The sequence below is a fragment of the Salinarchaeum chitinilyticum genome (assembly GCF_055390775.1).
The window spans coordinates 3,119,757-3,132,106 of the sequence record NZ_AP043888.1; the positions used below are offsets into that span (position 1 = coordinate 3,119,757).

The window sequence follows — 12,350 nt, forward strand, 5'->3', positions numbered from 1 at the left end:
ATGGCCCGGGACGCATTCATCACCGAGGCGGAGATCGCCGGCGCCGAGGAGGGTCCGCTCGCGAACGCATCCGTCGCGGTCAAGGACAACATCTCGACGCAGGGCGTGCCAACGACCTGTGGCTCGGCCATGCTCGAGGAGTACGTGCCCCCCTACGACGCCACCGTCGTCGAGTCGCTGCTCGACGCCGGCGCGACGATCGTCGGCAAGACGAACATGGACGAGTTCGGGATGGGAACGACGACGGAGACCTCCGCCTTCGGCCCGACGGACAACCCCGCGGCGCCGGGCCACGTCCCCGGGGGCTCCTCCGGTGGCTCCGCTGCTGCCGTCGCCGACGGCGAAGCCGACCTCGCGCTCGGCACGGACACGGGCGGCTCGGTGCGCTGCCCCGCTGCCTTCTGTGGCGTCGTCGGCATCAAACCGACGTACGGCCTCGTCTCACGCTACGGGCTCGTCGCGTACGCGAACAGCCTCGAACAGATCGGGCCGATCGCGCCGACCGTCGAGGAGGCGGCCGAACTGCTCGACGTGATCGCCGGCCCGGACCCCAACGACGCGACGACCCGCGAGAACGGCGCCGACAGCGACTACGCCGCTGCTGCGGACGGCGACGTCGAGGGGCTGGAGATCGGCATCCCGACCGAACTCCTCGACGGTGCTCACGAGGGCGTCGTCGAGACCTTCTGGGACGCGATCGGCGAGCTGGAGGCTCAGGGCGCCTCCACGCACGAGGTCTCACTGCCATCGGTCGAGCACGCCGTCGAGGCCTACTACGTGATCGCGATGTCCGAAGCGTCCTCGAACCTCGCACGATTCGACGGCGTCCGCTACGGTCACGGCGGCGGGTTCGACGGCAACTGGAACGAGACCTTCGCGAACGCCCGACGCGAGGGCTTCGGCGACGAGGTCGTCCGCCGGATCCTGCTGGGCACCTACGCGCTCTCTGCTGGCTACCACGAGAAGTACTACGATCAGGCCCAGGCCGCCCGCGCGTGGGTCAAACAGGACTTCGATTCGGCGCTCGACGACGCCGACGTGCTCGCCTCGCCGACGATGCCGGTCCCGCCGTTCGAGCTCGGCGAGTCGCTCGACGACCCGCTCACGATGTATCTCGCGGACGCGAACACGACGCCGGTCAACCTCGCGGATCTCCCCGCGATCTCCGTGCCCGCCGGCGAGACCGACGGCCTTCCGGTCGGGCTGCAGCTCGTTGGGCCCGCGTTCGGCGAGGAGACTATCGTCCGAGCCGGCAGCGCGCTGGCGTAAGGTGTAGCGGGATCGGCTCGCCCGCCGATCGCCTCGTTTTTGGCATTCTCACCGCGTTCGTGGCGGCCGGGGCGCCCGCTCGTACCGCAGGATCCTGTCGGGTTTGTCGAGGCTCGCGTACGTCTCCTGGAGCGCGCGCTGGCGTTCCGCGGAGAGGCGACGATCGAGCACGTCGTCGCCGAACGCCGTCGTTCCGAAGAACCGATCGGGCAGCTTCGGCGACGGCGCACCGTCCTCGAAGCGGACCTCCTCCAGCAGCCCCTGCTCCGTGAGCCGGTGGACCCGCCGCTTGACCAGTTCGCGGCCATGACCGCCGGCCGCCCAGCAGAGTTCCGGCAGCGTCGGCATCTCGTAGGGATGCCCGACGATCCCCGTCAGGATGGCCACGTCGGCCTCCGTGAGGTAGACGTCCGCGGGATCGTCGGGCTGGTCGATCGGCACGGTCTGCGGTTCGCGACCTGTGGGAATAATCGTTCTGGAGGTCTCGCCAGACCGGTGCTGTTCGGGGAGTTCTCCGGGATTGACCTTATGCGTCCGACGGCCGGAGGGTGTCGGGAAGCGGGGGACTGCGACACAGTCCCATCATGACAGACATCGGCTACACGCTGTCGAGCGAGAAGCACAGTCCGACCGATCTCGTCGAACAGGCCGTCCGGGCCGAGCAGGCGGGGTTCGACTTCCGCTCGATATCGGACCACTACCATCCCTGGGTCAGTGCACAGGGCCACTCGCCGTTCGCGTGGGCGACGCTCGGTGGCGTCGCCGCCGCGACGGAGTCGATCGACGCCGGCTACGACCGTCTACGTCCAGCAGATCGGCGACGTCCATGCGGCGCTCGTCGATCGCTATCGGGAGTCGTGTTACCGTCGTTCTCGTACCGAAGAGTGGCGCCGACGTGAGCGGATTCTGGCGATTCTGTCGTCGGGTACTCCGGTCTCGCACGAACCGGCGACTGCACGCCTCAGACGGGGCTGATCTCGTCGTTGTCGTCGGTGATCAGCTCCTCGATCTCCCGGTCGCGCGACTCGCGTTGTGCCTCGACGTTCTCCTGGGCGTCGAGTGCCTGCGACTGGAGGCGATCGATTCGCTCGACGTCGGTGACGTTCGAGACGATCACCGCCACGGAGAGCTGGTCCGCCGACGGCGTCGGGCTGTCCCCCGCGAGGACTTCGATGCTGTCGGTGCGATCCTCGACCCACCGGCGGGCGCTCTCGAGTCCCTTTCGCGAGAACTCCTGTGGCGGGCCGGCGACGACGATCAGCGACCGCTCGGCGGACTCGATCGTCGCCGGCAGGGTGAGCCGGGACTGCACTGCCTGTCGGACGAGGCCGCTGATCTTCTTCGCCGAGTCGGTGTCCTCCTGCGTCCCGTTGGATCGAAAGCGGTTCAGCAGGCCCCTCGACTCGTACGTCGAGCGATCGATCCCCGTCTCGGCGTACGCGATCGAGCTGATCCCGCCGGTCCCGAGCGTGCGTCGCACGTCGCTGGCGTCCATCGCGTTCTCGGATATCTCCTCGCCGACGTTGCCGGCGGAGAGGAGCGTTTCGATGCGTTTGGCGATCTCGCGGTTCGTCCGATCGTAGCCGCCACCGACGGAGTCGTCGTGGCCTCGCCAGGCGTCGTTGTCGAAGACGATCAGATTGTCCGTCGCCTGAACGAACGACGGGAACGCGCGAGCGGCGTTGTACGTCGCACGCCCACCCTCGTCGCTGCTGGGGAGGACGCCGAGTCCGTAGACCGGTTCCTCGTAGGTGTCGCCGAGCTTCTCACAGAGGACCGGTGCACCGCCGCTCCCCGTTCCGCCGCCGAGCCCGGCGATCACGAGGAAGGCGTCGACGTCGTAGATCGGAACCTCCGCGAGCGCGCTCTCGATCTCGTGGAGATCGCGCTCGGTGACGTCCGCTCCGAGGTCGGGATCCGCGCCGACGCCGTGGCCCTTCGCTCTCCCGTCGGTCTGGCCGATCAGGATCCTGTCCGCCTCCGGGATCGTGTCCAGTTTCGCGAGATCCGTCTGTGCGGTGTTCACCGCGAGCACGGCGCGACAGAGGTCGCGGTCGGAATCGAGCTGGTGCTCGAACAGCTCATCGGCGATCTTTCCCCCTGCGTTCCCGAATCCGATGAGCGCGATTTTCATCGTGCTCGACGGTATGGCGGGTTACCAAATTGTAATGGAGCGGTTATTCCGGCGATCGGTTCGGCGTCGGGGGCGATCCCGGGCCAGCGCCGCTGGCTGGTAACGCTGGCATTACCCGGTCCGACGTACCGACGGTGCCGTCACGCTAAGGGATTTCCTGACTGCACGGGTCCACTGCCCGATCCACGGACTTATACAGCGCGGGCGACCGTATTCGAGTGCTTCCTCAGGATCATTTAGGAAGCGACGAGCCGGTCTCCGGCTCGTTTCTACGATGGAGAGTGGCGACGCTCTCGGTCTGTTCGTGGGTGGAGCGGAGCGATGTACGCTCCGTCGCCGCTCGATCGCCGCTCTCAGCGGCCGATCGTGCCTCGCCGCGTGATCGGCGCGTCGGGATCGATCGCGAAGGCGACGAGCGTGGAATCTTCCGTCGCCGTCACGGGGACTTCCGCCGCACCAGTGATGAGAGCGCTCTCCGTATATCCGAGGGGTGCCTCGTCCTCGCCGACGGTCACAGCGCCGTCGAACACGTAGCAGTACACGTCTCGATCCCCTCGCGACGGAAGCTCGGTGGTCGCACCCGCCTCGAGTCGACAGTCGTAGCACTGTACCTCGTTCCGCACCGACAGCGGCGCGTCGCCGTCCGTCGGCCCGAAGAGGTGGCGCCACTCGTTCGGCGTCGGCTCCGGAATCGGCTTGTGCTGGATCCCGGGTTCGAGATCCAGACTGTGCGGGCGGACGAAGATCTGCAGCATTCGCAGCGGCGGGTCCTCCGATAACGTTTCCTCGGCATGCCAGAACCCACTCCCGGCGTTCATCACCAGCAGATGCTCGGGATCGGTGACGAGTTCGTTCCCCTGACGATCGTCGTGGCGCATCACGCCCGCCGGCACCCACGAGACGATCTCCTCGTTGCGGTGCTGGTGCATCTGGATCAGCGTCCCCGGATCCATGAACGACTCGACGACCGTGGCGAGGGGACCGTAGCCGTGGTCGTCGTGGTCGGGAACCGCACGGCCCGGGAAGTTGAAGTGAATCCTGAACTTGCCCTGGTTCTGCGAGACGTCGGTGCGCGGGGAGGTGTGGATTCCTGGTTGGGTGGTCTGTGCTGGATCGCTCATTGTGTCTTGTAGGCTGTCGAGGGGGAAAGGCGTTCGGCGCCCGGAAATTCTGGCTGCAGGGTTCTGGCGGTTCTCCATTACGCTCCACCCCAGAACGCCGCCCTTGCAACTCGGAATCGCACGACGGAGACGGTCCGCGGGCTGGACCAGAACGAACTCGCTTTTCGGACAGCGAATTCGGTTCGGCAATTCTGCCGGAACCGGTCGAGGAGACGCTTCTACTCGATAATTCTAATTGGAGTCGATTCGTGGAGCAACTGGATGGGCGCTGCAGGATTTGAACCCGCGACAGCTTGGTCCGAAGCCAAGCACTCTATCCAGACTGAGCTAAGCGCCCTACGCTTTCGTACATCCAGGTCCCGTTTAAGCGCGACGGTTCGCGGTTCGTTTTCCAGCCCAGTGCGGGGGCACGTCTCGCTACGAATGTACCGTCGCCCTTCGCAGCGGTGATCGGTAACGACATTTGCCGTATGAACTGTCGGCAAGCAATGTTAAACCGGATCAGCACGAACTGGATTCCATGCGAACGCGTCGTCTCTCGGTCGGATACGTGGGCCCCGACGACGCGCAGACAAGCGACGCGGTCGAGGGACTGCGGGCCCGGGATTTTCCGGTCGACGTCGCCCACGAGACCGATGACGCAGTGGCGTTCGCCACCGAGCAGTCGATCGACTGTCTCGTCGTCGATCATCGGGAGGCGTTCGACGCACTCGCGGTGCTCGAAGCTGTACAGGAGATCGACACGCTCCTCCCGCTGGTCGTGTTTCCGAGCGCCGGAAGCGAGCGGCTCGCTGCCAGGTGCTTCTCCTTCGGCGTCGACGATTACGTCCCACAGCACGAGGGCATCGACGCGCTGGAGCGCGCGCTCGAGGACGTGCGGCCCGCTAGCGATCCCCGACGCGACGCTGAGGGGATGCTCGACGCGCTCCTCGGGATGGTGCCCCGATCGCTGTCGATTTACTTCAAGGACACTGCGGGGCGCCACGTCGCCGTCACGGAGGACTTTCCGGGGTTGATCGGGCCGCCGTACTCCGAGACGCCCGACGGGCAGATCATCCACAGGGGAGAGAGCGTGCTGGGGAAGACCGACTTCGACCTGTATCCCACCTTTCTGGCCGAGAAGACGGTCGAAGACGAGGCGCGGATTCTTCGCTCCGGCGAGCCGATGGTGGACGAACTGGAGCGGTCGCAGGAGGCCGACGGCACCGAAACGTTCGTTTCGACCTCGAAGGCGCCGTGGTACGACTCGGCGGGGACCCTCCGCGGGATCGTCGGCGTGACGGTGGACGTCACCGATCGGGAGCAACACCGCCGCGGGTTGGAGCGCCAGAACGACCGGCTCGAACGGTTCGCGAGCGTGCTCAGTCACGACCTCCGGAACCCTCTTGGCATCGCGAAGGGTCGCGTCGAACAGCTCGAGGGCGACGCCGACGCCAAGGCCGACGTGCACTGGGCGCTCGACAGGATGGAGGAGCTGATCAACGACGTCCTCGAACTCGCTCGGCAGGGGTCGGTCGTCGACGACCCCGAGCTCATCGATCTGGCCGATCCGGCTCGCGACGCGTGGGACACGGTCGAAGGCGGCTCCGCACTCGAACTCGGTGACCTCCCGACGGTCCGCGGCGACCACGAACGGCTCCGGGCGCTCTTCGAGAACCTCTTTCGGAACGCCGTCGAGCACGGCAGTCCGGACGTGTCGGTGCGAATCGATCCCCACCTGAAGGGAGTCACGGTCACCGACGACGGTCCAGGCATTCCGGGCGACCTCCGCGGAAACGTGTTCGAACACGGGTTCACGACGAACGACGACGGCACCGGGTTCGGGCTCTCGATCGTTCGCGAGATCGCCGAGGCACACGGCTGGGAGATCCGGGCGGTCAAACACGACGGCGGCGCCCAGTTCCTGATCGAAATCGAGTGACGGAAGTTCGAAAGATCGAGCAGGAGAGAGAGAGAGAGAGAGAGATCGCAAGTGAGTGAGTGAATCTGATCGAGTGAATGTGAGCGGGTACGTGAGAGGGCGAACGAGCGAGTAATCGTGTTGATACGCGAGTGGGTCGGCGATCGCCCGGTTCGTCGGGGCATCGGGTCATTTATCCCCTGCCCATCGCAGTGACCGAGCATGGACGCCGCCGCGACGCTCCGGGGCTACTTCGACCTGACGAGGGCCGGGAACGCCGTCGCTTCGGGCGTTCTAACGTTCGTCGGCGCGTACGTCACAGGCGGGGCATTCGACGCTCCAGCGGCGGTCGCTGCGGCGGTCGTCGCGACGGTGTTCGGCGTCGCGGCCGGTAACGCCATCAACGACTACTTCGACCGGGACATCGACGAGATCAACGCACCGGAGCGACCGCTCCCACGCGGTGCCGTCTCGCCCCGCGGGGCACTTCTCTTCAGCGCCGCTCTCTTCGTGGGTGCGGTCGGACTCGCGCTGACGCTCCCGCCACTCGCGATCGCGATCGCAGTGGTGAATCTCGTCGCACTGGTCGCCTACACGAAGGTGTTCAAGGGACTTCCCGGCGCTGGGAACGCCGTCGTGGCCTATCTGGGTGGCAGCACGTTCCTGTTCGGTGCGGCAGCGGTCGCGACGCCCGGGTCCGCAGCTCTCGTGCTCTTCGCGCTCGCCGCGCTCTCGACGCTCTCCCGCGAGATCGTCAAAGACGTCGAAGACGTCGAGGGCGATCGGTCCGAGGGGCTCCGGACGCTGCCGATCGCCGTCGGTGAGCGTCGGTCGCTCCACCTCGCGAACGGGCTGTTGCTCGTCGCGCTTCTCCTCAGCCCGGCGCCCTATCTCCTCGACGCACTCGGCGTGGCCTACCTGATCGTGGTGCTCCCTGCGCTCGGCCTCTTGTTGTACGCCGGCTATCGAAGCTACGCGGACCCGACTGCGGGGCAGTCGATACTGAAGTACGGCATGTTCGTCGCGACAGTTGCGTTCGTGATCGGCCGGGCCGTCCCGGCTGCCTGAATGGACAGTAATCCAACAGTAGGCAGCGGCGGCGCGCAACGATTGTGCGGTCTGTGGCACGGTGGATCCGTCCAGGTCCTCGAGTAGTGTACGAACGCCCGAAAGCGGTTGTATCGATCACAAGGACTATATGGGTATCTACTCATTTTCCAGTAACACTCGTCGCCGCGGAGCAGCGAGACTCCACCACAGTATGTACGATCTGGACGACGTTTTGCCGGACGCCGAGATCGGCCCCGGAACGAACCTCCTCATCTCCGGGCCCCCGATGACTGGAAAGCGACGCGTCGCCTTCCAGATTCTTGCTCGCGGCACTGACCTGGGAGAGGGCGTGATCGTCGTGTCGACCAAGGACGGCGCCGAGAAAGTCTTCGACGAGTACGGCAGGTTCGCCACCGGCCTCGAGGACGCCCCGGTCGGCGTCGTCGACTGCGTCACGAAACAACAGGGCGCTGGCGACGTCGAGGACTCCGCACGCGTGAAGTACGCCTCCTCCCCCGTCGACATGACCGGGATCGGAATCAAGCTCTCCGAGTTCCTCGAGGAGTTCTACGACGGCCGCGGCGTTCAGCGAAACCGCATCCTGTTGCACTCGATCTCGACGCTGTTGATGTACTCGAACCTCCAGACCGTGTTCCGGTTCCTTCACGTGTTCACGGGGCGGGTCCAGAGCGCCGACGCACTCGGGCTCTACGTCATCGACTCGACGGCGCACGACGACCAGACGATGAACACGCTGAAGCAGCTCTTCGACGGCGTGATCGAGGTCGACGAAGACGAGGCCGGCGAGCAGTCGATCACGACCGCCGGGATCCAGTCCGTCTGAGCGCGCTCCTGCCCCTGTTTTATACGCTTGCGCTGCCTCCGTACAGCCATGACGTCACCGACCGACGCACAGCTCCGTGAAGTGCTCTCGCTCGATCGCGTCGCCGTCGTCGGCTGTTCCACCTCGCCGGGCAAAGCCGCCCACGACGTTCCGAAGTACCTCATCGACCACGATTTCGACGTGGTTCCGGTCAATCCCTTCGCCGACGAGATCTTCGGCCGGGAGGCGTACGACTCGCTTGCCGACGTTCCCGGCGACGTCGAGATCGTGGACGTGTTCCGGCCGAGCGAGGAGGTCGCCGGGATCGTCGACGCAGCGATCGAACGTGGCGACGTCGACGTCGTCTGGACGCAGCTGGGGATCCGCGACGACGACGCAGCACAGCGTGCTCGCGAGGCCGGGCTGATCGTCGTCCAGGATCGCTGCATGAAGGTCGAACACCAGGCGCTGGGTCGCGCCGAGTAGCGACGCTGGCGGCACGGTCCAGCGCGCCCCTATCCTTCCCACTCCTCGAAGGATCGATAGACGCCCTTCGAGAGGTACCGCTCGCTGGAATCGGGGAACACGGTGACGACGGCGTCGTGTGGCGCGTCGATCGTTCCGCCATCGATCCCGCGAGCGACCTGCTGGGCGGCGAGGCTGTTCGCGGCTGCGCTCGATCCGACGAGGTGGCCTTCTTCGGTAGCGAGCCGTCGCATCTCGGCGTGCACGTCGCGATCCGGGATCGAGAGTAGATCGTCGACGAGGTCGGGGTCGAACAGCTCGTTCGTCGATGCGTCGTGCGTCCCGATCCCCTCGGTCTTGTACTCGGCTTCTTCGGGATCCTCGCCGAACCGCTCGCCGAACGTCGATCCTTCGGGCTCGACGGCGACGACGTGGACGTCGGGGACCCGTTCCCGCACCGCCTTCGTGACGCCCATCAGCGTTCCGGCAGTGCCACAGCCGGCGACGATCGCGCCGACGTCGCCGTCGAGGGCGTCGAGGATCTCCGGGCCGGTCGTCTCCCGGTGGGCTTCGACGTTGAGCGGGTTAGTGAACTGCTGGGGAACGACGGCGTCGTCGAGCTCGTCGGCGAGCTCGTGAGCGCGCTCGATCGCACCCTGCATCCCGTCGTCGGTCGGCGTGTTGATCACCGTCGCGCCGAGCGCGTCCATGAGCTGCTGTTTCTCGACGCTGAAGCGTTCCGGGACGACGAACACCGCCTCGACGTCGAGCTGCCCTGCGGCGATCGCGAAGCCGATCCCGGTGTTGCCTGCGGTGGGCTCGACGACCGTTCCGCCGGGGTCGAGCTCGCCGCGATCGAGCATCGCCTCGAGCATGTACTGGCCGATCCGATCCTTGACGCTGGCGCCGGGGTTGAACGACTCGAGTTTCGCGTAGATTGGAACGTCGTCCGGTGCGGCGTGGACCGAAACGAGCGGCGTCTCGCCGACGGTCTCGAGGACGGAGTCGAGTGGCTCCCCGTGGCTCGTCATCGGTGGAACAACGCGTGGCTCGGGGTAAAGTGCTATCCCGACAGTGTCGTGCACCGTGGACCGACCGTGCGCACTGGCGAGGTTATCGATCCGGGAGCAGCCCAGGCGGCGCACCGCCGAACGTTTCGAGCGCGTCGGCCTCCAGCGCGTGGAGGTCTCCTGGAACGACGAGGAGATGCAACGGATCGCCGAACGTCCGCTCGGCGAGTGCGTCGATCGGGGCAGCGGCGACGAGGGGGTCCGGGCTGCCTGCGCGAGCGACGACGACGCCGAGCAGATCCCCGTAGGAGTGGTCGCCCTCCAGGCCGTCCGGGTCTGCGAGCAGAGAGGCCGCGTGATCTGCCGTCATGTAGCGATCGTCTGCGGCCTTGATGTCGAGGAAGACGAGCGTATGGAGGCCGCGCTCCCGGTTGTCGTCGATCGTGTCCGTCACGCTCGCCGGGAGCCCGTCCGCGCCGTGGGAGTCCGGAAACGGTAGCGTCGTCGACGGGCCAAAGCGGTAGTTCTGGAGGCCGGTCAGCGAGCTCGCCGCGGCCTGGGCGGTGACGCCGTGGACGACGCGAGTCTCGATCCCTCGCTCCTCGGCGCGGAGCCGAAGGTCGACGTGGGTCGTCGCGATCATCGTGTCGCCAGCGGTGCAGAAGACGGCGTTGCCCTCCGCCGCTGCTGTAAGGATCGGCTCGGGATCCTGTTCGACGCCGGCGCGATCCCGGACCTCGATCGTCACACCGTGGTCGTCCTCGAGGTCCTCGATCGTTGCGCCGATCAGCTTGCTGGTATAGTGCTCCGCGAAGACGGCGTCGGCGTCGGCGATCGCGGCCGCGCCCTCGCGCGTGATCGAGTCCTCGTCGTAGAGGCCGAGGCCGACGAAGGTGAGCATGGTCGCTGCTCCGTGGGGTGGCGGGAAAAGCGGTCCGGGTTCGTCGGTAGCAGATCGTTCGATAGCCGAAAGGGGGAAAGAGGCGATCGGAGTCGGGAGCCGTCCGTTCAGTCCCCGCGGAGCTCCTCGACGTGGTCGATCCGGGACTGCACGAGGTCTGCCTTTCCGATGTCGTGTCGAACGCGCAGCCCCTCGGTGCCCGCTTCCTCGAGCGCAGCCTCGGCGATCTCCTCGGCAGTCTCGATGTCGTCGGCGATCCCGACGACCGCGTAGGATCGCGACGTCGTCGTGTAGATGCCGTCCTCGCGGTCGTCGACGCTGGCGTAGTAGAGCAGCGCCTCGCCGTCGTGGTCCCGGTTTACGTCCGCGATGACCTCGTCGTCGATCGTGACGGTCGCGCCGTCCTCGGGATCGGTCGGGTAGCCCTCGGGAACGGCGTACTTGACGACCGTCGCCTGCTCGGCGAAGGAGATCTCCGGCATCGGCTGGCGATCCCGGGCGGCCTGCATGATCTCGACGAAGTCGGTCTCCAGCGCGGGGAGCGTGTTCATCGCCTCGGGATCGCCGAAGCGCGCGTTGAATTCGACGACCTTCAGCCCGTCCTCCGTGAGCATGAACTGGCCGTAGAGGATCCCGCGGTAGGCCGGGAGCTCGTCGACGACGGCCTTGAGGATGGTCAGGGCCTCCGCGGAGTCGAGTTCGGTCATGAAGGGTAGCTGGAACGTGGAATCCGTGTAGGAGCCCATACCGCCAGTGTTCGGCCCCTCGTCGCCCTCGTAGGCGCGCTTGTGGTCCTGGACGGCGGGCGTGATGAGCACCGAGCCGTTGGCGACGAACGCCTGGACGGTGAGCTCCTCGCCGACGAGGCGCTCTTCGAGCACGAACTCGTCGTACTCGCTCTCGAGGATGTACTCAATGCCCTCCTCCTTGGTGAGCTGGTCGCCGGTGACCCGGACGCCCTTCCCGCCGGTCAGCCCGCGAGGTTTGATCGCCATGTCGCCGTCGTAGCGCCGAAGCGTCTCGGCGGCCTCCTCCGGGTCCTCGAACACCTGGAAGTCCGGCGTCCCCGGAATGTCGTTCTCGCGCATGAACTCCCGCTGGTAGGCCTTGTCCGTCTCGATGCGGGCCTCGGCCTCACGCGGGCCGAACGCGTAGATCCCCGCGTCGTCGAGTGCGTCCACGACGCCCGCCGCGAGCGCGCTCTCCGGCCCGATGACGGCGAGCGTTGCGCCGACGGACTCGGCGAAGTCGACGATCGAGTCGGCGTCCGTCTCGTCGACGGTGACGAATCCCGACGCGAGCTCGGCGATGCCCGGGTTCTTGTTGCTCGCCGCAGCGTACAGTTCGACGTCCTGCTCGCTCTCGTCGACTGCCCGGGCGATCGCGTGCTCGCGCCCGCCGCCGCCCACCAGGAGAACGGTCTCGCTCATGGCAGATTTCGGGCGCGGAGTGGGTGTAAAGGTTACCGTTCCTGCTGGCTGGAGATTGAAGGGAACGGCTGTCGGTTCGATCTGCGAGATTCGACTACTGAGGAAATCAGAATCGCGAGGAGGTTTTTTAAATATGGCAGTGATCTCCGAAAGCCCCAGGGCGCTCGGTATCCCGGGCACCGAAAGACTTCGCTTCGCTCGTCTTTCGAGGTCACACTCACTTCGTTCGCGTGACGCTCGCTGCGCT

Annotated in this window: 11 protein-coding genes, 1 tRNA gene and 1 pseudogene; 6 read left to right on the top strand and 7 right to left on the bottom strand. The window is 66.4% G+C overall.

Translation table 11 applies throughout. The annotated features are described in order from the left end of the window. On the top strand, positions 1–1,269 hold the full coding sequence (gene gatA / locus ACZ5KP_RS15185) for an Asp-tRNA(Asn)/Glu-tRNA(Gln) amidotransferase subunit GatA (RefSeq protein ID WP_460918735.1): 1,269 nt from the start codon (positions 1–3) through the stop codon (positions 1,267–1,269). Positions 1,270–1,317: 48 nt separating this feature from the next. On the opposite strand, the gene ACZ5KP_RS15190 is transcribed toward gatA, so the two are convergent. Continuing rightward, positions 1,318–1,710 carry a hypothetical protein gene (locus tag ACZ5KP_RS15190; RefSeq protein ID WP_460918736.1) on the bottom strand — a complete coding sequence of 131 codons (393 nt, stop codon included), beginning with the start codon at positions 1,708–1,710 and terminating at the stop codon, positions 1,318–1,320. A 143-nt stretch (positions 1,711–1,853) separates the two neighbouring features. Here ACZ5KP_RS15190 and ACZ5KP_RS15195 point away from each other — a divergent pair. Then, positions 1,854–2,052: pseudogene (locus ACZ5KP_RS15195) on the top strand (LLM class flavin-dependent oxidoreductase); the annotation flags it as partial. 178 nt (positions 2,053–2,230) lie between these two features. Here the strand turns inward: ACZ5KP_RS15195 and ACZ5KP_RS15200 are convergent. The 3 genes from ACZ5KP_RS15200 to ACZ5KP_RS15210 all read right to left on the bottom strand — a co-directional run bounded on the left by ACZ5KP_RS15200 (position 2,231) and on the right by ACZ5KP_RS15210 (position 4,861). Then, the gene (locus ACZ5KP_RS15200) at positions 2,231–3,403 is read right to left on the bottom strand and encodes a tubulin/FtsZ family protein (protein ID WP_460918737.1); all 1,173 of its coding nucleotides are present in this window, start codon (positions 3,401–3,403) and stop codon (positions 2,231–2,233) included. Between the two features lie 353 nt (positions 3,404–3,756). Further along, positions 3,757–4,524: a pirin family protein gene (locus ACZ5KP_RS15205; protein ID WP_460918738.1), complete on the bottom strand. Its 768-nt coding sequence runs from the start codon at positions 4,522–4,524 to the stop codon at positions 3,757–3,759. 262 nt (positions 4,525–4,786) lie between these two features. Beyond that, positions 4,787–4,861 (bottom strand) — tRNA-Arg (locus ACZ5KP_RS15210). Between the two features lie 183 nt (positions 4,862–5,044). Between ACZ5KP_RS15210 and ACZ5KP_RS15215 the strand changes: the two genes are divergently transcribed. The 4 genes from ACZ5KP_RS15215 to ACZ5KP_RS15230 all read left to right on the top strand — a co-directional run bounded on the left by ACZ5KP_RS15215 (position 5,045) and on the right by ACZ5KP_RS15230 (position 8,783). Beyond that, positions 5,045–6,445 (top strand): receiver/sensor box histidine kinase, encoded by a 1,401-nt coding sequence (locus tag ACZ5KP_RS15215; protein WP_460918739.1) that lies wholly within the window; start codon positions 5,045–5,047, stop codon positions 6,443–6,445. A 201-nt stretch (positions 6,446–6,646) separates the two neighbouring features. Next, entirely contained in the window at positions 6,647–7,492 is an 846-nt protein-coding gene (locus ACZ5KP_RS15220; protein ID WP_460918740.1) for a geranylgeranylglycerol-phosphate geranylgeranyltransferase, read from the top strand. A gap of 193 nt (positions 7,493–7,685) precedes the next feature. Then, entirely contained in the window at positions 7,686–8,318 is a 633-nt protein-coding gene (locus ACZ5KP_RS15225; RefSeq protein ID WP_460918741.1) for an RAD55 family ATPase, read from the top strand. 48 nt (positions 8,319–8,366) lie between these two features. Continuing rightward, a complete protein-coding gene (locus ACZ5KP_RS15230) occupies positions 8,367–8,783 on the top strand; it encodes a CoA-binding protein (RefSeq protein WP_460918742.1) in 417 nt (138 codons plus the stop codon). A 29-nt stretch (positions 8,784–8,812) separates the two neighbouring features. Here ACZ5KP_RS15230 and ACZ5KP_RS15235 read toward each other — a convergent pair whose 3' ends face one another. From ACZ5KP_RS15235 to purD, 3 genes are all read right to left on the bottom strand, one after another. Further along, entirely contained in the window at positions 8,813–9,793 is a 981-nt protein-coding gene (locus ACZ5KP_RS15235) for a PLP-dependent cysteine synthase family protein (protein WP_460918743.1), read from the bottom strand. 82 nt (positions 9,794–9,875) lie between these two features. After that, positions 9,876–10,673, bottom strand: a complete 798-nt coding sequence (dph5, locus tag ACZ5KP_RS15240; protein ID WP_460918744.1) for a diphthine synthase — start codon at positions 10,671–10,673, stop codon at positions 9,876–9,878. A gap of 107 nt (positions 10,674–10,780) precedes the next feature. Continuing rightward, complete coding sequence (purD, locus tag ACZ5KP_RS15245; RefSeq protein WP_460918745.1) at positions 10,781–12,103, bottom strand: phosphoribosylamine--glycine ligase; 1,323 nt, start codon at positions 12,101–12,103, stop codon at positions 10,781–10,783. Between the last annotated feature and the right edge of the window lie 247 nt (positions 12,104–12,350).

Bases quoted from the DNA above. Each gene is read 5' to 3' on its own strand.
- ACZ5KP_RS15215 (WP_460918739.1), top strand. From the start codon at position 5,045: ATGCGAACGCGTCGTCTCTCGGTCGGATACGTGGGCCCCGACGACGCG.
- dph5 (WP_460918744.1), bottom strand. From the start codon at position 10,673: ATGCTCACCTTCGTCGGCCTCGGCCTCTACGACGAGGACTCGATCACG.
- ACZ5KP_RS15200 (WP_460918737.1), bottom strand. From the start codon at position 3,403: ATGAAAATCGCGCTCATCGGATTCGGGAACGCAGGGGGAAAGATCGCC.
- ACZ5KP_RS15205 (WP_460918738.1), bottom strand. From the start codon at position 4,524: ATGAGCGATCCAGCACAGACCACCCAACCAGGAATCCACACCTCCCCG.
- purD (WP_460918745.1), bottom strand. From the start codon at position 12,103: ATGAGCGAGACCGTTCTCCTGGTGGGCGGCGGCGGGCGCGAGCACGCG.
- ACZ5KP_RS15230 (WP_460918742.1), top strand. From the start codon at position 8,367: ATGACGTCACCGACCGACGCACAGCTCCGTGAAGTGCTCTCGCTCGAT.
- ACZ5KP_RS15225 (WP_460918741.1), top strand. From the start codon at position 7,686: ATGTACGATCTGGACGACGTTTTGCCGGACGCCGAGATCGGCCCCGGA.
- ACZ5KP_RS15235 (WP_460918743.1), bottom strand. From the start codon at position 9,793: ATGACGAGCCACGGGGAGCCACTCGACTCCGTCCTCGAGACCGTCGGC.
- ACZ5KP_RS15220 (WP_460918740.1), top strand. From the start codon at position 6,647: ATGGACGCCGCCGCGACGCTCCGGGGCTACTTCGACCTGACGAGGGCC.
- gatA (WP_460918735.1), top strand. From the start codon at position 1: ATGGCCCGGGACGCATTCATCACCGAGGCGGAGATCGCCGGCGCCGAG.